The sequence below is a fragment of the Pararhodobacter sp. genome (assembly GCF_034676075.1).
Taxonomy (GTDB): domain Bacteria; phylum Pseudomonadota; class Alphaproteobacteria; order Rhodobacterales; family Rhodobacteraceae; genus Pararhodobacter.
In genome coordinates this window covers 1-18,474 of record NZ_JAUCCQ010000069.1, presented here as the reverse complement: position 1 = coordinate 18,474, position 18,474 = coordinate 1, and the positions used below count along the sequence as shown (strand labels likewise).

Genomic DNA, 18,474 nt, shown 5'->3' with positions numbered 1-18,474 from the left:
TGGGTCGTCTCATGCTGCCGCAGGCAGCCTTCGCGGGTGAAGCCGAGACGCTCGGCCAGGCGCACGGAGGCCAGGTTTTCTGCGTCGATCTCGACGTAAAGGCGACGATAGGCGCCTTCCGCGAAGAGGTGATCGATCAGCGCAGTCATGCATTCCGCCGCAACCCCCTGCCCCTGATACTCGGCAAGGGTGATATAGCCCAGCTCCAGCACCCCCTCATCGCGTCCCGGATAGGCGACATAGCGGCCGGCCAGGGTGCCGTCCGACCTGTCGACAGCGATCCAGGTCCGGCCCGGCCAGTCAGGATCGGTCAGCCAATCCGCCAACTCCTCGACCGAGGTGAAATGCGGCCGGGACAGGTAGCGGCACTGGCCCTCGTCCGACAGGGTGCCGTAGAGCGCCGCGGCATCCGAGCGCTGCAAGGCCCGCAGGAGGAAGCGGCGCGTGGTGAGTGTCGGCGTGGGAAGGTCAGAGGTCATGCGGGAAAGCTTGTTTCGACGGGTCGCCCCAGCGATACCCCAGGCAGCGCCCGGCAACCAGCAGGGGATGGCACCCCGGTCACCGGGCCCGGCGGGCTTTAGACGAATCGACCGAAGCCGCGCGGAGCTCTCGCGCGCGTCGCACTGCCTGTTAACCGTGAGAAAAGACCGCTGCGTCGGAGGCGGGACACCATCACCGTGTCTTCCCAGAGGAGAGAGGGGTGATGGTGGGCGACCCTGGAATCGAACCAGGCGTGGGTCTCCCCGGCGGAGTTACAGTCCGCTGCCGCACCTTGCAGCTCGTCGCCCGACGCTGGGCGGGGAATATCGAAGGGGCGGGGGGGCGTCAAGGGCTGTCGCATCAGGAAATCGCCCGCTTGGGGGTGCTGATGCAAGGGCGTATTTTGGGCAGAATGAAGGGGGGCGGGTTGCGTCAGGCGCCGCGCCAGCGCAGAGAGGGGAAAACGAGGGGCTGGCCATGAAGAAACCGACTTGGGTGATCGACAAGGAACGCGCCAAGCGGGCGTCGGCGGCGGAAACCGTGTGGCTGTTCGGCCTGCACGCGGTGCGCGATGCGCTGGTGAACCCGGCGCGGGTCAAGCTGCGGCTACTGGTGACCCGGAACGCCGCCGACAAGCTGGCCGAGGCCATCGCCGAAAGCGGCATGACGCCCGAGATCGAGGATGCGCGCAAGTTCTCGGCGCCCATCGCCAGCGATTCGGTGCACCAGGGCGCGGCGCTGGAAGTCAAGGCGCTGGACTGGGGCCGGTTCGAGGATGTCTGCGCCGCCGGGGCGGGGGCGCCGGTGGTCGTGCTGCTCGACCGGGTGACGGATCCGCATAACGTGGGCGCCATCCTGCGCTCGGCCGAAGTGTTCGGCGCCCGCGCGGTGATCGCGCCGCGCCACCATTCGGCACCGGAAACCGGGGCGCTGGCCAAGACCGCCTCGGGCGCGCTGGAGCGGCAGCCCTATCTGCGGGTGACCAATCTGGCCGAAGCGATGGACAGCCTCAAACGCATGGGATTTCATATCCTTGGCCTGGACGGCGACGCGGAATTGACGCTGGAGGCGGGTCTCGAACAGGCCGGGACGCGGCCGGTGGCGCTGGTGCTGGGGGCCGAGGGGCCGGGCCTGCGCGAGAAAACCCGCGAGACCTGCGACGCGCTGGTGCGGATCCCCTTCGGCGGCGGGTTCGGCTCGCTGAACGTGTCGAACGCGGCGGCGGTGTCGCTCTATGCGGCGACCACGGGACGCTTCGCGCGTTAACCGCTCCATTATCACGAAATCGCGACAGGTCTTTTTTTTTCCGGAAATGCGCTCATATTGTCACATGAAGCGTTGAGCCGGAACTCTCGCGTTTCCTCCACTGTCCCTCGTTCCCACCTTGCGCCCGGTCCCGACGACCGGGCGCTTTTTCTTCAAGCCCTTTTCCCTTACGGTCGCCGTCACGCCCTGCCCTGCAGATAGCTTGGGCGCGACACGGAACCAGCCGGACGGAGACGCCATGACCATCACGCGGGACGAGGAACTGGAGGCGCTGAAGATCATCGGCCGGATCGTGGCCGATACCCTCCAGGCTATGGGCCGGGCGCTGGAGCCCGGCATGACCACCGCCGAGCTGGACGCCATCGGCCGCGCACTGCTGGAGCGCGAGGGCGCCCTGCCCGCGCCCGAGGCGGTCTATGATTTCCCCGGCGCCACCTGCATCAGCGTCAACGAGGAAATCGCCCATGGCATCCCGGGCGCGCGGGTGATCAAGGCCGGGGATCTGGTGAATATCGACGTCTCGGCCTCGAAGGACGGGTATTTCGCCGATACCGGCGCCACCTTCCGGGTGGGCCGCGTGGCGCCGTCCCTGGAAAAGCTCTGCCGCGACGGGCGCAAGGCGATGCAGATCGGCGTGGCGCAGGTGGCGAGCGGGCGGCCCCTGGCCGGGATCGGCCAGGCCATCGGCCGCTTCGCCGAGGCGCGCGGCTATACGCTGATCCGCAATCTGGCCAGCCATGGCGTCGGTCGGTCGCTGCACGAGGAGCCGGGCGAGATCCCGACTTGGCCGGTCGGCAACGAGCGGCGGCGGATCAACCGCGGGCTGGTGCTGACGGTCGAGCCCTTCCTGTCGCGCGGCGGCCTCTGGGCCAATGAGGGGCGGGACGGCTGGACCCTGTACAGCGAGCCGCGCGCGGCGGTGGTGCAATACGAACATACGGTGGTGGCGACGGACCGCGGGCCCTTGGTGCTGACGATGCCGGGCTGAGGCTGGGCTGACACCGAATCGTCGCCTGGCGCTGGCAGGATGTCCGGGGCCGCACCTGTCCCGGAGACCCGCGGCCGATACTGTCCCCCTCGTCCCTCAGCGCCCGGCCCCGTGCCGGGCGCCTTTTCTTTCCCCTTGTTTGCATTTTGCATGACGTTAAGTCTTGCCGGAGCGAAGGAGACCCGCATGACGCCTGCCGATGCCCCCGACGATACCGAGCTGCGCCGCCTGCTACAGGGGATGCGTGTCGTCGGCGTTGTCGGCGTCTCGCCCAACCCGGTGCGGCCCAGCTATTTCGTGGCCCGCTATCTGGGGCTGCGCGGCATGCGGGTGATCCCGGTCAACCCGGGCCATGCCGGCGAGCAATTGCTGGGCGCCACGGTGGTGGCAGGCGTGCGCGACCTGCCGGCCGAGGTGGATACGCTCGACGTCTTCCGCCGGTCCGAACATGTCGCCCCCATCGTGCGCGAGGCGCTGGACCATCTGCCGGGGCTGAAACTGGTCTGGCTGCAGATCGGGGTGATCAGCGACGAGGCCCGGGCGATGTGCGCCGAACGCGGCGTGGCCTTCGTGCAGAACCGCTGCCCGAAGATCGAGTATCAGCGCCTGTTCGGCGAATTGCGCATGGGCGGGTTCAATACCGGGGTGATCAGCTCGAAGCTTTGAGCTTCAGCCGGTCCCTGAGCCCCTTCACCTGATCGCGCAGCGCCACGACCTCGGGCAGGCTCATGCCGGTTGCTTCCAGGAAACAGGCCGGGACATGCGCCGCCTTCTGGCGCAGCGCCTCGCCCCCGGGCGCCAGCGTGATGCGCACCTGCCGCTCGTCTTCCTTGTCGCGGCGGCGGGCGATCAGCCCGGCGGCCTCCATCCGCTTGAGCAGCGGGGTCAGCGTGTTCGTCTCCAGCGCCAGCTGGGCGCCCAGCGCGCCGACGGTCTGGTCGTCCTGCACCCAGAGGGCCGAGAGCACGAGGTATTGCGGATAGGTCAGCCCCAGCGGGTCGAGCAGCGGCTTGTAGGCCGCCTGCATCGCGTGCTGGGCGGAATAGAGCGAGAAGCAGAGCATGTCGACGGGGGCGATGGGCATGCGATGAGAGATAAGTCGCGCACGATAGAAACGCAAGCGATTGACAAGCGGCGCGACTCACCCTAGATGTATCGTACACGACTTAATCGCTTACGATAGGAAAAGAACATGAGCCTCGACGTCAAATACCGCACCTCGGCCCTCGCCAACGGCGGCGGGCGCACCGGCATCACCGCGCTCGACTCCGGCCTGCTGACCGTGACCATGGCCTCGCCCAAGGAGCTGGGCGGCTCGGGCAAGGGTCACAACCCCGAAGAGCTGTTCGCGATGGGCTATGCCGCCTGTTTCCTGAGCGCGCTGCGCGCCGCGGCCCGCATGCAGAAACTGGGCGACGTGCCCGAGGACGCGACGGTCAGCGCCACGGTCGGCATCGGCGCGCGCAGCGAAGGCGGCTTCGGTCTGGAAGTCGCGCTGAAGGTTTCGCTGCCGGGCGTCGCGCCGGATCTGGCGCAAACCATGGTCGACGCCGCCCATGCCGTCTGCCCCTATTCCAACGCGACCCGCGGCAATATCGACGTGGCGCTCTCGCTGGCCTGAGTTCAGTCCAGCAGGGTCTGGATCAGCAGGCTTTCGGGATCGGCCAGATCGTCGATCACGTCGAAATGGTGCCGCCCCGGCGCGACATGCCAGGGGCAGTCCCAGGCCTCGCTAAGCGTCCGGGCCTGCCACAGGAAGCTGGGCCGCTCCTGCCCGCCGACCCACACCGTGCAATCGACATCCCCGCGTTTCGCCAGAAGCGCGGGGCTTTCGCGTTGGGCCTCGGCCGCGTCGAGGGCGAGCTTGGCGTTCATCCCGGTCTGCCTGAGCGGGTTGAGATCCGCCAGCGGCGAGATCGGCACCACCCGGGCCAGCCGCCCGCCCCATTCCGCCCGGCGGTCGGTGCAGGCCATCCGCGCCGACAGATGCCCACCCGCCGAATGCCCGGTCACCACGATGGGCCCGTCGACGATGGCAGCGGCGGCTCCGATCGCTGCCTCGACCTCATCGGTCATCTGGTGGATCCGCCCCTCGGGCGCCAGCGTGTAGCCCGGCATCGCCACCGCCCAGTCGCGGGCCAGCGCGCCTGCCGCCAGATGCGACCACACCGACGGGTCAAAGGCCATCCAATAGCCGCCATGGACGAAAACCATGAGCCCGGCCACCGCGCCCTCGGGCAGGAACAGGTCGAAAGTCTGGCGCGGCGCGGGCCCATAGGCTACACCCAGCCTTGCGCGGTCCCCCAGCGCGGCGCGGAAGGCCCCGGCCTCGGCCGCCCAGCGCGGCGGGAACGACCCGGCGTCGGGAATGAAATCGGCGTTAGCATAGGCCAAGCTCAGGTCTTCGTGCACTTTGCCCCGTTCCTTGCGTTGTTAAGTAATTCATGCTCAGGTCGCTCCGCCCCCGGACCGGCCGAAGGAGGACAAGACCATGCTGGACCAGACTACCGACCTGCGCAGCCTTCTCAAGGACCCATCGCTGCTGGAAACCCGCGCCTTCGTGGCGGGCGAATGGGTTTCGGCCAATGACGGCAAGACCTTCGCCGTGACCAACCCCGCCCGTGGCGACGTCATCGCCGAGGTCACCGACCTCAGCCGGGCCGAAGTCGCCCGCGCCATCGCCGCCGCCGAAACGGCGATGAAGGACTGGGCCAAGCGCACCGGCAAGGAACGCGCGGCGGTGCTGCGCAAGTGGTACGAGCTGATGGTCGAGAATGCCGACGATCTGGCAACGATCCTGACGGCTGAGATGGGCAAGCCGCTGGCCGAGGCCAAGGGCGAGATCCTCTATGGCGCGGCCTTCGTCGAATGGTTCGGCGAGGAAGCCAAGCGCATCTATGGCGAGACGATCCCGGGCCATCTGCGCGACAAGCGGATCACCGTGCTGAAGCAGCCGGTCGGCGTGGTCGGCTCGATCACGCCCTGGAACTTCCCCAATGCGATGATCGCCCGCAAGGTCGCCCCGGCGCTGGCCGCGGGTTGCGGTTTCGTGGCGCGTCCGGCGGCGGAAACGCCCCTGTCGGCGCTGTCGATGGCGGTGCTTGCCGAACGCGCGGGCGTGCCGAAGGGGCTGCTGTCGGTCGTCACCTCCTCGCGCTCGTCGGACGTCGGCAAGGAATTCTGCGAGAATCCGGCGGTGCGGAAGCTGACCTTCACCGGCAGCACGGAAGTGGGCCGGATCCTGCTGAAGCAGGCCGCCGATCAGGTGATGAAATGCTCGATGGAACTGGGCGGCAATGCGCCCTTCATCGTCTTCGACGACGCCGATCTGGATGCGGCGGTCGAGGGCGCGATGATGTCCAAGTTCCGCAACAACGGCCAGACCTGCGTCTGCGCCAACCGGATCTACGTTCAGGCCGGGGTCTATGACGCCTTTGCCGAGAAGCTGCGCGCGGCGGTCGAGAAGCTGAACGTGGGCGACGGGCTGGAGAATGGCGTCACCACCGGCCCGCTGATCAACGAGAAGGCCGTCGAGAAGGTCGAGGAGCATATCAAGGACGTGCTCGACCATGGCGGCGCGCTGATGACCGGCGGCAAGCGGCACGCGCTGGGCGGGACCTTCTTCCAGCCGACCGTGGTGACCGGCGTCACTCAGGACATGAAGGTGGCGCAGGAGGAGACGTTCGGCCCCCTCGCGCCGCTCTTCAAGTTCGAGACCGAGGAAGAGGCGATCCACTACGCCAATGACACGATCTTCGGACTGGCCTGCTATTTCTACGCCCAAAACGTCGGCCGCGTGACGCGGGTGCAGGAGGCGCTGGAATACGGCATCGTCGGCGTGAACACCGGCATCATCTCGACCGAAGTGGCGCCCTTTGGCGGCGTCAAGCAATCGGGTCTGGGCCGCGAGGGCTCGCATTTCGGGATCGAGGATTTCCTGGAACTGAAATACGTCTGCCTCAGCATCTGAGCCCCGGACGACACAACAAAGGGGGGCTGTCTGGCCCCCCTTTCCCTGCGGCTCACTGACCGCCTTCTCGCGCGATCGGCTCAGGCGGTCGCAGCCGCTCCGGTCCGGGTGGTGACCGAGACGCGGTAGATCACGAACAGCAGCACCAGCGACAGCGCGGTCGGCAGCGCGGTCATCAGGACGAAGCTCTGCGGCGTCCAGCCAAGCCCCACCATGATCCCCCCGACCGCCGGTCCGGCAATGGAGCCGATGCGCCCGGCGGCGGCGGCATAGCCGATGCCGGTGGTGCGCAGCGAGGGCGGGTAGATCGCCACCGAGATCCCCGATTGCCCGCTCAGGCAGGGCAGCAGCCCCAGACCCAGTCCGAAGACCAGCGGCAGCAATTGCGCGGGCGCGAACTGACCCAGCGCGAAGACCAGCACGGCGGCGATGGTGAAAAGCGCGTAGCCGATCAGCGTGCGGGCAATGCCCCATTTGGCCACGCAAAGGATCATCACGATCCCGCCGACCAGCCCGCCCATCGAGAAGGCGGCGGCGCTGGCGGGCGCACGCTCGGGCGCAAGGCCAGCACCCTGCATCAGGGTCGGGATCCAGAACAGGAGCGCATAGGCATTGACGAAGATCACGAAGGCGAAGGTCCAGAGCAGAACCGTCGGCAGCGCCAGCCCGGGGCCGAACAGCGCCTTCACCAGACTGGACCCGGCGACGGGTGCCGCCGCGGCGATGCGGCGCGGGATCAGGACCAGGATCACCGGGATCATCAGCAAGGGCAGCACCCCGCCGACGTGGAACACCGCTTCCCAGCCATAGGCGGCGATCAGCGGCCCACCGAGGATGCCCGCCAGCACGCCGCCGGTCGAGAGGCCCAGCGCCACCAGCATGGCGATGCTGGTGCGGTGGCGTTGCGCCACCACGGATGAGGCGACGGCCACCGCCACCGGCAGCGCCGCGCCCAGACCGATGGAGGTGATGAATCGCAGCACCGACAGCATCACGATACCGCCGGACCACGCCGTCGCCAGCGTGCCGAGGCCGAAGAGGGCGGCGGCGAGGATCATGGCCATCCGCTCGCCCAGCTGGGCCGAGACGCGGCCGGCGATCAGGTAGCCCACCACCGCGCCGAGGCTGGTGGCGAGGAAGGCAGGCGCCATGGCCGAAGGATGCAGCCCCCAGAGCGCGGCCAGACGCGGCGCCACGAAGGTGATGGAGATCGTGTCCAGCCCGTCGAGCACGACGAGAATGAAGCAGGTGACGATGATGGAGAGGCGCGCGCTGGCGCTGCCGGGTGGCGAGGCGATGTCGGTCATGGGTTCCCCGTTGCTGGTTGATGCGGTTGCCGCGTTCGGGCGCGGTCTGGTCTTGCTCAGTCGCAGAGGCGGATGGCCGCACTCAGCCGGTCGATCTGCAGGATGGTGCGGTCCGGCCCGAAGGCGGGCCAGGGCGGCAGGGCCGGGCCGGAGGGGCTGCCAGTGTGGGCGAAGGCGGCGATGGCGCCCTGGAACAGGGTCGAGAGGCCCTCGACCTCGGCCCGGTCGGCGCCGCGGACCATGGGCATGGTCTGCCAGAGCGCCGGCGTGCCGAAGAGGAAGGGCAGGTCCAGGCAATGCCCCGCCCCCAGCCCCGGCATCGGCGATTGCCAATCGAAGCGATAGGCATGGCTGGCGCCCTGCCCGTGCCCCGCCTGCGCGGCGGCGACCTTCCAGGCGGCGGCGACGAAATCCAGCTCGCCGCGCAGGTCGACGACCAGCGTGCGCAGCGTGGCCGGGCTGCGTCTGGCCCGGGCCTGCGCCAGACGCTGCGGGCCTTCGGCGCCGTATTCGCGGGAGAAGAGCGCGGCAAGATCGGCCTCGCTCAGCGTGTCGAGCGGGCTGCGTGCCACGTGGAAAGACGCGTGCTCCTCTCGCGTGACGCCGATGATCACCGGGCACCAGGCCCCGGCGCCCTCGGCCAGCGCGTCGAGCGGGTCGCGGGGGATCAGCTCGGGGTCCAGCACCGGCATGAAGGGCGGCGTGATGGTGCCGGGATCGGCGGGCGGCGGGGCCTTGCGGCCCAGCGCCTCGAGCGCCGCCAGCAGATCGCCGACCGGCGCCCGGCGCAGCGGCTCCAGATCCCCGGGCGCGCCGCCCAGTTCCCGCAGCAGGGCGTGACGGATCCCTGCGGCCTCGGCCGGGGTTCCGAGGGGGATGCCCAGTGGCGCGCTCATCAGCACCGCCTTGTCGAACAGCGACGGCCCCAGCGGCAGGGCCATGAAGGCGGCGATGGAAAAGGCTCCGGCCGACTGACCGATCGCCGTGACATTGCCCGCATCCCCCCCGAAGGCGCCGACCGCCTGCCGGATCCAGCGCAGCGCGGCGATCTGGTCGTGAAGGCCCGGGTTCAGCGCGCCCGCTTCCTCGACCGGCAGGAAGCCGAGGATGCCCAGCCGGTAGCTGATCGTCACCACCACGCAGCCGGTCGCCCGGGCCAGCGCCGCGCCGTCATAGCAGGGCATCGAGCCCCCACCAGTCATGAAGGCGCCGCCGTGGATGAAGGCGATGACCGGGGCGGGGGCGCTCAGCCCCTCGGGCTGCCAGATGTCGAGATGCAGGCAATCCTCGTCCTGCGCGCAGTCATAGACCCCCATCACCCCGTCCAGCCGCGAGGGCAGTTGCGGCGGCACCGGGCCGGGCTGGGTGGCATCGCGGATGCCGTGCCAGACCGGCGGCTCGGTCGGACGCGCGAAACGCTCCCCGCCCAGCCGCGGCTGCGAATAGGGGATGCGGTGAAAGCTTGTGACGCCCTCAGCGGCGGCTCCGCGAAGTGTTCCGAAAGGGGTCTGGCGGAGAATCTGGTCTGGCATCGCTGGCGTCCGGTCTGTGGTCGATCCCCTGACGATAGCGATTCATTTCCCGTGGATACCGGTTATGATCGGGCAACGAGATGCTCAAAAATGGACGGTCAAATGCTGGGTCTGGACGACATGTACCTGTTTCGCAGCATCGTCGATTGCAACGGGCTGACCGGCGCCGCGCGGCAGCTGTCGATCCCGCGCTCGACCGTCTCGCGGCGCATCGCCGATCTGGAGAAGCGTCTGGGCGCCCAGCTTTTCCTGCGCAACGCGCGGGAGTTCACGCTGACCAATTTCGGCGCCGAGTGCTACACGCATTGCGCCCGGCTGGCGGTGCAGGCCGACCGCGTGCTGGCCATGGCCGAACGGGCACGGAAGACCCCGGTCGGCACGCTGCATGTGGTCTGCCCGCCGGTGCTGGCGGCGATGCTGCTAGACGGGATCGCGGTCGAGTTCGCCGAAGCCTCGCCCGAGGTGCGGCTGCATCTGGAGGAAACGGCCAGCATCTACGACCCGCGCACGGTGCGGGCCGATCTGGTGATCTACCCCGCTTTCGGCGACCTGCCCGATTCCTCCTTGGTGGCGCGCAAGCTCTTCACCTCGCCCTATCAGCTGGTGGCGCATCCCGACCTGCTGCGCGTCCGGCCCATCGAGACGCCCGAGGATCTGAAATCCGTCCGCTGCCTGGGGCTGGGCGGGCGCGGGTCGGAATGGCGCTGGGTGCTGAAACGGGGGCGCGAGCAGGTCACCCATCGCTTCGATCCGGTGTTTTCCAGCACCCTGCCGACCGGGCTGTTGCAGGCGGTGCAGCGGGGCTTCGGCGTGGCCTCACTGCCCGTCTACCTCTGTGCCGCGGAACTGCGGGCGGGACGGCTGGCGCCGGTCCTGCCTGAGTGGAAACCGACGCCGGTGAAGTTCTATGCGATCTATCCCAGCAGCGGCTCGCTGACCGCGGCAACGCGCAATTTCCTCGACCTCTTGGTCAAGCGCCTGCCCGAGGTGCTGCGCGAACGGCCCGAGAGCCTGCTGTTCCTCGGCTGAGGGGCGGGGTCAGCGCGCCGTCTCGACCCGCTCGATGCCGTTGTGGCTGCGCTGGTGCAGGTCGCCGCGGTAGATCATGTAATTGACGTGGGCATGCACCTCGTTGAAGGCGAAGCCCAGCTGGTGGACGTCCTGCACCTTGGGGAACAAGAGCGGCACCAGATCGGCCACGCTCTGCGGCCGCTCGGCGCAGGCCTCGGCGATCCGGGCGCAGCGCTCGACATGATGCTCGGCCAGTTCGCGGGTGCGTTTGTGCAGGCCCCGGAACGGCAGGTGATGCCCGGGCAGGACCAGCGCATCCTCGGCCACCTCACGCTCGATCATCGCCAGCGACCGCAGGAACAGGCCCAGCGGGTCGCCATCGGGATCGACGGCCCAGACGCTGACATTGGGGGTGATGCGGGCCAGAACCTCATCCGCGGGCAGGAAGATATTCGCGGCACGGCAATGCAGCATGACCTGTTCCTGCGCATGGCCTTCTGAGGTCATCACCTCGAACTCGCGCCCGCCCATGGCCAGCGTGTCGCCCTGCACCAGCCGCCGGAAGCTGGCGGGCAGCGGCGTGACCATGCGCAGATAACCATGGCCCAGGGTCAGCACGGCATCGGCCACGTCGCGGGTCATGCCGTGGCTGCGGTAGAAATCGCGATAGGTCTGGGCCTCCATCGCGCCGGGGCTGAGCGAGATGTTGACGCAACCCAGATACGAGCTGAGGCTGGTCTGCAGCGGCACGCCCAGCCGGTCGCAGAGCCATCCGGCCAGCCCGATATGGTCGGGGTGGTGGTGGGTGACGATCAGGCGGCTAAAACGCGCGCCGGCCAGCGGTCCGGCCAGCAGGGCCTCCCAGGCGGCGCGGCAATCCTCGTCGCCGATGCCGGTGTCGACGATGGCCCAGGCGCCGCCGTCCTCGATGAAATAGACGTTCACATGGTCCAGCCGGTAGGGCAGCGGCAGCCGGGCCCAGAGGATGCCGGGCGCGACCTCGATCACGGCGCCGGGGGCGGGCGGGTCGGCGAAGGGGAAGTCGAGGGCAATATCGGTCATCGGAAGGCTCGCGTTCGGCGGGATTGACCGAGCTATAGACCCGTCCCCGGGGACAATGAAGCCCGGACGTCCGGTCATCCTCCCGTCATCGCCCCTCTGGCCAAGTGCGCCGCGAGACCCCACATTGAAGGGCATCGCGGCCCGGAGGCGGGCCGCCGCGATCAACAGGAGGATCAGCGATGAGCGAACGCGCCGTACTGGCGGGGGGCTGTTTCTGGGGCATGCAGGATCTGATCCGCAAGCTGCCCGGCGTCACCGCCACCCGCGTGGGCTATACCGGGGGCGATGTGAAGAACGCCACCTACCGCAACCATGGCACCCATGCCGAAGGGATCGAGATCCTGTTCGATCCCTCGGTCATCAGCTACCGGCGGCTTCTGGAATTCTTCTTCCAGATCCACGACCCGACCACCCCGAACCGGCAGGGCAACGACCGCGGCATGAGCTATCGCTCGGCGATCTATTACACCTCGGCCGAGCAGGAACAGGTGGCGCGGGACACCATCGCCGATGTCGAGGCCTCGGGCCTCTGGCCGGGCAAGGTGGTGACCGAGGTCGAGCCGGTCGGCGATTTCTGGGAGGCCGAGCCTGAGCATCAGGATTATCTGGAGCGGATCCCGAACGGCTATACCTGCCACTTCCCGCGGCCGAACTGGGTCCTGCCCCGGCGCAGCGCCGCCGAATAGGCCGTCAGGCGGCAACGGCCGGGTCGTAGCGGTGAAAGACGCAGGCCAGCTTGTTGCCGTCCGGGTCGCGCAGATAGGCGACATAGAACTGCGGGCCGTAATCGGGGCGGGTGCCGGGCGCGCCTTCGTCCTGCCCGCCCGCTGACAGGCCCGCGGCGTACCAGTCGCGGACCTGCGCGGCGCTGTCGGCCTTGAAGGCCTGCATGGCGCCGTTGCCGGGCGTGGCCGGGCCGCCGTCGAAGGGCGCCGTCAGCCACAGGCCGAGGCCGTTGTCATAATCCCGACCCCAGGCCACCCAATCCTCGCTGCCGGTATCGAGGCGGGGTTGCCCCAGCACCCCCATGATCGCGTCATAGAAGCGGGTCGCGCGGGGCAGGTCGTTGGTGCCGAGGGTGGTGTAAAGCAGCATCAGCCGTCCTTTCGCCAAAACAGGATCATTCGGGGATCACGCTGAGCGTCACGCGTTCGCCCGCGAAATGGATGATGCCGTATTCGACCGGCACGCCCTCGGGGTCGGTGTTGACCGATTCCGCGCGCATCACCGGGGCGCCCTGGCGGATCTGCAGATGCCCGGCCAGCAGCGCATCCGCCGCCACCGCCGTGAGTGTCGTCCAGGCCCGCAGGTGGTCCGGCACGCCACACAGCGCCAGCGAGGCGGTCACGCCCTCGCCCGCGCGCAGGGGCGCCTCCAGCCCCGCCAGCCGCTCACCCGGAAAGGCCGAGCGGAAATGGCCAATCACCGTGCCGTCCGACAGCGTCAGCCCCTCGACCCGCAGCACCGGGGCGCCGGGGGCAAGGGCCAGCGCCTCGGCCTCGACCGGGCTGGCTGCCACGCGCTCGACGCTCAGCACCCGGCGCCCGGGCACGCGGCCGGTGGCCGAGAGGGCGTTGTGGAACCGCATTCGGCGGGTAAGGGGGTATTCGGTGGGACGGGCGGCGACGAAGACCCCGGCGCCGCGACGGGAATGGAGAAGCCCCTCCTCGGCCAGCGCGGCCAGCGCCCGACGCACGGTATGGCGGTTGACGCCGAAGCGGGCGGCGAGCTGCGCCTCGGTCGGCAGGCGATCCCCGGGGCGGTGCCCTTCGGCGATCTCCTGCCGGAGCCGCCCTTCGATCTGCTGCCAGAGGGCCGTGTCCGTCCCTGCCATGGAATGCCGCGCGCCGCTGTTGGGGTGGGGTTTCCCGGTTATAGGCGCCGGGGCCGGGCCTGCCAAGGCGCTGCCCGGCAGGCCCGGCGGGGGCTCAGAGGTCGAAGCTCGCCAGCACGGGGGCGTGGTCGCTGGGCTGCTCCCAGCCCCGCACATGCCGCAGCACGGTCGAGGAATGCCCGGCATTGCCGATATCGGCCGAGGCCCAGATATGATCGAGGCGGCGCCCCTTGTCGGCCGCGTCCCAATCGGGCGAGCGATAGGACCACCAGGAATAGAGCTGCCCCTGCGGGATGTCCTTGCGGGTCACGTCGACCCAGCCACCGGCCTCACGCGCGGCCTCGAAGGCCTCGACCTCGATGGGCGTATGGCTGACGACCTTCAGCAGCGCCTTGTGGTTCCAGACGTCATCCTCGCGCGGGGCGATGTTCAGATCGCCGACCAGGATCGACTTCTCGGGGCGGGAATCGCGGAAGAGGGTGCGCATCTCCTCGACGTAATCCAGCTTGTGGCCGAATTTGTCGTTGAGCGTGCGGTCGGGGATGTCGCCCCCGGCGGGGACATAGCAATTGTGGACCGTCACGCCATTCGACAGCTTCGCCGCCACATGGCGCGCGTCGCCCTTCTGGCACCAGTCGATATGGCCCGCGTCCTCGATGGGCAGGCGCGACAGGATCGCCACGCCGTTGTAGCCCTTCTGCCCGCGGGCAACCATGTGGCCATAGCCCAGCGCCGCGAAATCGGCGAGCGGGATCTTGTCGACCGGGCTCTTGCATTCCTGCAGGCACAGCACGTCCGGCGCGTGGTCGATGAGGAACTTTTGAACCAGAGGGCTCCGCAAACGGACAGAATTGATGTTCCAGGTAGCGAGGGTGAAGCTCATGGGGTTTCCTTTCCCCTTCCCTCTACACCGCCCCTCGTTTCGGAGAAACCCGTGTCCGACCGTCCGACCCGCCGCACCGTCCTCTTGGGCGGCCTTGCCCTGGGGCTCGCGCCCCTCGCCGCGCCCGCCGCTTCGGAAAGCCTCACCCTGACCCGGGACGGCGAACGCCACCCGCTGACCATCGCCGAGGAAACCCGGGGGTACCGGACCAGCTGGGACCCCGATAACGGCGGCTATCGCTTCAACATCGACGCCGAGGGGCCGGACGGCACCTATAGCGTCTCGGGCGCGTTCCGGGATGGCGAGGCGGTCGGCGGGCTGATCTTCGCGCCGGGCCTGCCGGGTCTGGGCAATGCGCCGGACGTCACGCTCAGCCTGTCGCGGGTGCTGCTGCGAGGCTCGAACCTGCGGCTGCGCGGCGTGGCCGAAAGCGCCGAGGCCGGGATCCGCGTCGATTTCGACGTGACGCTGACCCCTCTGAATTTCGCGCCGACGCCCGAGCCGACCCCGGCTCCGGGCCCGCAGGACTGACGCAGCCCTTCCCCGGAGGAAAAGAGAGGCCCCGCGCAGCATCTGCGTCGGGGCCCAAGTCCAACAGGGAGAGACTATGAGATAAACCTGCCTGCCGGATGTGGCTTTGATTCAGATCAAGCCCGGGCAGCAGGGTCGCGCCCGGCGGATGAAAAAAGGCCCGGGCAAAGCCCGGGCCAGTCCAACAGGGAGGAGCGTGTCATGACCCCGACACGCAGGGGAGGGAAATCCTCTGACAGTCACAGCCTGCCAGAAGAGTCTTTATGCCGGGTAAATCCGGCAACAATGCGACCCCGGCCCGGAAACAGTCACGGGACCAGCCGATAGCCACCCGGTTCCGTCACCAGCAGCCGGGCGTTCGAGGGGTCCGATTCGATCTTCTGCCGCAGGCGGTAGATATGCGTCTCCAGCGTGTGGGTGGTCACCCCGGCGTTGTAGCCCCAGACCTCGTGCAGCAGCACCTCGCGCGGGGCCAGCCCATCGGGCGCCCGGTACAGGAACTTCAGGATGTTGGTCTCTTTCTCCGTCAGGCGGATCTTGCGCTCTTTCGGATCGACCAGCATCTTCTGCGCCGGCTTGAACTGGTATTCGCCCAGCTGGAAGACGGCGTTTTCCGATTGCTCGTGCTGGCGCAGCTGGGCCCGGATGCGGGCCAGCAGCACCGGGAACTTGAAGGGTTTGGTGACGTAATCATTGGCCCCGGAATCGAGGCCCAGGATCATGTCCGCGTCCGAATCCTGCCCGGTCAGCATGATGATCGGGCATTTCACGCCCGCCTTGCGCATCCGCTTGCACAACTCGCGCCCGTCGGTATCGGGCAGGCCCACGTCGAGGATCACCAGATCGTATTGTTCCTCACGCACGCGCTCCATGCCCGAGGCGCCATCGCCGGCCTCGAACGTGTCGAAATCCTCGGTCGCGACCAGCTGCTCGGCCAGCGCCTCGCGCAGGTCCTCGTCATCGTCCACCAGCAGGATCTTGTTCAGTTTTCCCATCACTCGGGTCCTCGTCGTTCACGGGGTCTTCACGCATAAGGTGTTGCGGCGCAGCGAAAGGTTCAAGCAAGGGCGGGTTTTCTCACGCGGACGTGTCGCCGTACCGGGTTATGTTTCAATTTCCCCCCGGGTGTCTTACATCCTCGGGTGAATTGTTTCAGACCGCAGGCGCCTATGTCGCTCACTCCCGGCCCCCTTGAACGCCTGAACCGTGCCCGCGCCGACCTGCGCGTGGGCCTGCCCGTGGTCCTGACCGATGGCGCGGAGGTGGCGCTGGTCGCCGCGGCCGAGACGCTGGACGCCGACCGGCTGACGGCGATCCGGGCGCTGGGCCAGCCGGTGGTGGCCCTGACCGCGCATCGGGCGGCGACGCTGAAGGCGCGCGCCTATGACGGCGATCTGGCGCGGATCCTGCTGCCGAAGGGCGAGGGCGTGGCGTGGATAGAGGCCCTCGCCGACCCCGCCGACGACCTGACCCATCCGATGAAGGGCCCGCTCCTCAGCCAGCGCGAGGGCCGCGCCGATCTGCACCGCGCCGCGCTCCGGCTGGTGAAATCGGCGCAGCTTTTGCCCGCGGCGCTAGTGGTGACCGGCATCACCCCGCCCGAAGGGCTGACGCAGCTTTCCGCCGCCGAGACGGCGACGCCCGAGACCCGCCTCACCCCGGTGATCGCCGCCCGGCTGCCGATGCGGCTGGCGGGCGCCGGGCGGCTGCATGTCTTCCGCCCCGAGGATGGCGGGATCGAGCATTACGCGGTCGAGGTCGGTCGCCCGATGCGCGATGCCCCGGTTCTGGCACGGCTGCATTCGGCCTGTTTCACCGGCGACGTGCTGGGGTCCCTGAAATGCGACTGCGGCCCGCAGCTGCACGCGGCCCTCGCGGCGATGCACGAAGCCGGATCTGGCGTGCTGCTCTACCTCAACCAGGAGGGGCGCGGCATCGGCCTTGCCAACAAGATGCGGGCCTATTCGCTGCAGGATCAGGGCTTCGATACGGTCGAGGCCAATCATCGCCTCGGCTTCGAGGATGACGAGCGCGATTTCCGCCTCGGCGCCGAACTGCTGCGCAAGATGGGCTTTTCGCAGGTGCGGCTCCTGACCAACAATCCCCGCAAGGTGGCGATGCTGGAAAAGGGCGGCATCGGCGTGGTCGAGCGGGTGCCGCTGCAGGTCGGCCTCACGGACGAGAACGCCGCCTATCTGGCGACCAAGGCCGCCAAGTCGGGGCATCTGTTGTGACGCCGATCTGATGAGCGGCGGGGTGGTCCTCCTCCTCGGCAGCGCACCCATGGCGGTGCAGGCTGCCGGTTGGCCCCGCCCCTTCGACACGCTGGTCGCGATCAACAACGCTTGGAGGCTGCGGCCCGATTGGGACGTGCTGATCCACCCCGAGGATCTGCCGCCCGACCGCCTGCCCGGGGCGCTGACCCCCGGCCAGCGGATCGTCACCGCCGCCGACTATGTCCCGGTGCAGAGCCGCTTCGGCGGCTTCGTTCTTGCCGGGGCGACCATGGCCTTTACCGCCGGTTACTGGGCGCTGGGGGCGCTGAAGCCCCGGGTTCTGGCCTGGTTCGGCTGCGATCTGGTCTATCCCGCCACCGGCGCCACGCATTTCTACGGCATCGGCCAGCCGGACCCGCTGCGCGCCGATCTCTCGTTGCGCAATCTCGAGGCGAAGTCGGCCCGCCTCCTGCTGCTGGCGGCCGCCCGGGGCTGCGCCTGCGTGAACCTGTCGGCGGGGGAAAGCCGTCTGGTCTTTCCCCGCGCGACCCTGGCCGGGCTTGCCGGGACCCGGGCCCTCACCCCGCCCGACCTCGCCGCCCCTCTGGCCACCGAGGCGCGGCTCGGCTACGACACTCCGACCGGGCGCTACCAGCACGAGGCCCATCGCTTCGATCTGGCCGAACTGGACGCGCTCGACACGACCTGGCTGTCCCTGGCGACGGAGATCCTGCGCTGAGCCCCGACGACCTGATCCTCACCCGCCTCGGCCTGCGCTTCCAGCGCCGCCTGATCCCCTGCACCCTCGGCCGCGGCGGCATCACCCGTAACAAGCGCGAGGGCGACGGCGCCACGCCCGCCGGGGTCCTGCACCTGACCGGCATGCTCTACCGCCCCGACCGGCTGAACGCCCGCGCCCTGCCCCGCTGGGCGCAGCCGATCGGCCTGCGGGATCTGTGGTGCGACGACCCGGCGCATCCGGCCTACAACCTGCCGGTCCGCGCCCCCTTTGCCGCCAGCCACGAAAGCCTGCGCCGCGCTGATCCGCTCTATGATTTGATCCTGACGACCGACTGGAACTTCCCCGAGGCGATCCCCGGCAAGGGCTCGGCCATCTTCCTGCACACTTGGCGCCGTCCCGGCTATCGAACGGCAGGCTGCCTCGCCTTCGCACGGGCGGATCTTCTCTGGATCGCGCAGCGCGTCACGCCGGGCGCCCGGATCCTGATCCGCTCCTGATCTCTTCTTTGTTCCAAAAATATCCTCGGGAGGCGGCCCGTCAGGGCCGGTGGGGGGCAGACGGCCCCCCGGCGCGGCGAGGGGGCTCGATGCCCCCGAGCCGCGCCCCTTGCGGCCCTCAGACCGGCGCGACCCGCGTGCCGAAAATCGCCGAC

General features: G+C 68.9%; 21 protein-coding genes and 1 tRNA gene. 11 read left to right on the top strand and 11 right to left on the bottom strand.

Going from position 1 to position 18,474, the window contains the following annotated elements:
• Both VDQ18_RS15975 and VDQ18_RS15970 read right to left on the bottom strand, forming a co-directional pair.
• The coding region (locus VDQ18_RS15975) for a GNAT family N-acetyltransferase (RefSeq protein ID WP_323021909.1) at positions 1-479 on the bottom strand (479 nt) is incomplete at its 3' end.
• A 225-nt stretch (positions 480-704) separates the two neighbouring features.
• Positions 705-788 (bottom strand) — tRNA-Tyr (locus VDQ18_RS15970).
• Between the two features lie 169 nt (positions 789-957).
• Here VDQ18_RS15970 and rlmB point away from each other — a divergent pair.
• The 3 genes from rlmB (at position 958) to VDQ18_RS15955 (ending at position 3,400) form a co-directional block, all read left to right on the top strand.
• On the top strand, positions 958-1,746 hold the full coding sequence (gene rlmB / locus VDQ18_RS15965; RefSeq protein ID WP_107752389.1) for a 23S rRNA (guanosine(2251)-2'-O)-methyltransferase RlmB: 789 nt from the start codon (positions 958-960) through the stop codon (positions 1,744-1,746).
• 238 nt (positions 1,747-1,984) lie between these two features.
• On the top strand, positions 1,985-2,734 hold the full coding sequence (gene map / locus VDQ18_RS15960; protein ID WP_323021908.1) for a type I methionyl aminopeptidase: 750 nt from the start codon (positions 1,985-1,987) through the stop codon (positions 2,732-2,734).
• 186 nt (positions 2,735-2,920) lie between these two features.
• Complete coding sequence (locus VDQ18_RS15955) at positions 2,921-3,400, top strand: CoA-binding protein (protein WP_323021907.1); 480 nt, start codon at positions 2,921-2,923, stop codon at positions 3,398-3,400.
• On the opposite strand, the gene VDQ18_RS15950 is transcribed toward VDQ18_RS15955, so the two are convergent.
• Positions 3,384-3,818 carry a MarR family transcriptional regulator gene (locus VDQ18_RS15950; protein WP_323021906.1) on the bottom strand — a complete coding sequence of 145 codons (435 nt, stop codon included), beginning with the start codon at positions 3,816-3,818 and terminating at the stop codon, positions 3,384-3,386. The two genes, VDQ18_RS15955 and VDQ18_RS15950, sit on opposite strands and share 17 nt — an antisense overlap.
• Positions 3,819-3,926: 108 nt before the next feature.
• On the opposite strand from VDQ18_RS15950, the gene VDQ18_RS15945 reads away from it, so the two are divergent.
• Positions 3,927-4,355, top strand: coding sequence for an organic hydroperoxide resistance protein (locus tag VDQ18_RS15945; protein ID WP_323021905.1), 429 nt, complete (start codon positions 3,927-3,929; stop codon positions 4,353-4,355).
• A gap of 2 nt (positions 4,356-4,357) precedes the next feature.
• Here the strand turns inward: VDQ18_RS15945 and VDQ18_RS15940 are convergent, their stop codons facing one another.
• Positions 4,358-5,146, bottom strand: coding sequence for an alpha/beta hydrolase (locus VDQ18_RS15940; RefSeq protein ID WP_323021904.1), 789 nt, complete (start codon positions 5,144-5,146; stop codon positions 4,358-4,360).
• A gap of 79 nt (positions 5,147-5,225) precedes the next feature.
• Here VDQ18_RS15940 and VDQ18_RS15935 point away from each other — a divergent pair, with 79 nt between their 5' ends.
• The gene (locus tag VDQ18_RS15935) at positions 5,226-6,704 is read left to right on the top strand and encodes an NAD-dependent succinate-semialdehyde dehydrogenase (protein ID WP_323021903.1); all 1,479 of its coding nucleotides are present in this window, start codon (positions 5,226-5,228) and stop codon (positions 6,702-6,704) included.
• 80 nt (positions 6,705-6,784) lie between these two features.
• Here the strand turns inward: VDQ18_RS15935 and VDQ18_RS15930 are convergent, their stop codons facing one another.
• Both VDQ18_RS15930 and VDQ18_RS15925 read right to left on the bottom strand, forming a co-directional pair.
• Positions 6,785-8,011: an MFS transporter gene (locus tag VDQ18_RS15930; RefSeq protein ID WP_323021902.1), complete on the bottom strand. Its 1,227-nt coding sequence runs from the start codon at positions 8,009-8,011 to the stop codon at positions 6,785-6,787.
• Positions 8,012-8,067: 56 nt separating this feature from the next.
• Entirely contained in the window at positions 8,068-9,543 is a 1,476-nt protein-coding gene (locus VDQ18_RS15925; RefSeq protein ID WP_323021901.1) for a carboxylesterase/lipase family protein, read from the bottom strand.
• 90 nt (positions 9,544-9,633) lie between these two features.
• Here VDQ18_RS15925 and VDQ18_RS15920 point away from each other — a divergent pair, with 90 nt between their 5' ends.
• Positions 9,634-10,572 carry a LysR family transcriptional regulator gene (locus VDQ18_RS15920; protein WP_323021900.1) on the top strand — a complete coding sequence of 313 codons (939 nt, stop codon included), beginning with the start codon at positions 9,634-9,636 and terminating at the stop codon, positions 10,570-10,572.
• Between the two features lie 9 nt (positions 10,573-10,581).
• On the opposite strand, the gene VDQ18_RS15915 is transcribed toward VDQ18_RS15920, so the two are convergent.
• Positions 10,582-11,616: an MBL fold metallo-hydrolase gene (locus VDQ18_RS15915; RefSeq protein WP_323021899.1), complete on the bottom strand. Its 1,035-nt coding sequence runs from the start codon at positions 11,614-11,616 to the stop codon at positions 10,582-10,584.
• A 179-nt stretch (positions 11,617-11,795) separates the two neighbouring features.
• On the opposite strand from VDQ18_RS15915, the gene msrA reads away from it, so the two are divergent.
• Positions 11,796-12,302 (top strand): peptide-methionine (S)-S-oxide reductase MsrA, encoded by a 507-nt coding sequence (gene msrA, locus VDQ18_RS15910; protein WP_323021898.1) that lies wholly within the window; start codon positions 11,796-11,798, stop codon positions 12,300-12,302.
• Positions 12,303-12,306: 4 nt separating this feature from the next.
• Here msrA and VDQ18_RS15905 read toward each other — a convergent pair whose 3' ends face one another.
• The 3 genes from VDQ18_RS15905 to VDQ18_RS15895 form a co-directional block, all read right to left on the bottom strand.
• The gene (locus tag VDQ18_RS15905; protein WP_323021897.1) at positions 12,307-12,711 is read right to left on the bottom strand and encodes a VOC family protein; all 405 of its coding nucleotides are present in this window, start codon (positions 12,709-12,711) and stop codon (positions 12,307-12,309) included.
• 25 nt (positions 12,712-12,736) lie between these two features.
• Positions 12,737-13,450 carry a phosphonate metabolism transcriptional regulator PhnF gene (gene phnF, locus VDQ18_RS15900; protein ID WP_323021896.1) on the bottom strand — a complete coding sequence of 238 codons (714 nt, stop codon included), beginning with the start codon at positions 13,448-13,450 and terminating at the stop codon, positions 12,737-12,739.
• 94 nt (positions 13,451-13,544) lie between these two features.
• Positions 13,545-14,333, bottom strand: a complete 789-nt coding sequence (locus tag VDQ18_RS15895; protein WP_323021895.1) for an exodeoxyribonuclease III — start codon at positions 14,331-14,333, stop codon at positions 13,545-13,547.
• A gap of 51 nt (positions 14,334-14,384) precedes the next feature.
• On the opposite strand from VDQ18_RS15895, the gene VDQ18_RS15890 reads away from it, so the two are divergent.
• Positions 14,385-14,864, top strand: a complete 480-nt coding sequence (locus tag VDQ18_RS15890) for a hypothetical protein (protein ID WP_323021894.1) — start codon at positions 14,385-14,387, stop codon at positions 14,862-14,864.
• A gap of 308 nt (positions 14,865-15,172) precedes the next feature.
• Here the strand turns inward: VDQ18_RS15890 and VDQ18_RS15885 are convergent, their stop codons facing one another.
• Positions 15,173-15,859 carry a response regulator transcription factor gene (locus VDQ18_RS15885; RefSeq protein WP_323021893.1) on the bottom strand — a complete coding sequence of 229 codons (687 nt, stop codon included), beginning with the start codon at positions 15,857-15,859 and terminating at the stop codon, positions 15,173-15,175.
• Positions 15,860-16,033: 174 nt separating this feature from the next.
• Between VDQ18_RS15885 and ribA the strand changes: the two genes are divergently transcribed.
• From ribA to VDQ18_RS15870, 3 genes are read left to right on the top strand one after another with little or no spacing between them, the layout of a single operon-like run.
• Positions 16,034-17,098, top strand: a complete 1,065-nt coding sequence (gene ribA / locus VDQ18_RS15880; protein WP_323021892.1) for a GTP cyclohydrolase II — start codon at positions 16,034-16,036, stop codon at positions 17,096-17,098.
• Positions 17,099-17,120: 22 nt separating this feature from the next.
• Positions 17,121-17,819 (top strand): hypothetical protein, encoded by a 699-nt coding sequence (locus VDQ18_RS15875; protein WP_323021891.1) that lies wholly within the window; start codon positions 17,121-17,123, stop codon positions 17,817-17,819.
• Positions 17,816-18,319, top strand: coding sequence for a L,D-transpeptidase family protein (locus VDQ18_RS15870; RefSeq protein ID WP_323021910.1), 504 nt, complete (start codon positions 17,816-17,818; stop codon positions 18,317-18,319). The genes VDQ18_RS15875 and VDQ18_RS15870 overlap by 4 nt, the downstream gene beginning before the upstream one ends.
• Positions 18,320-18,474 lie beyond the last annotated feature (155 nt).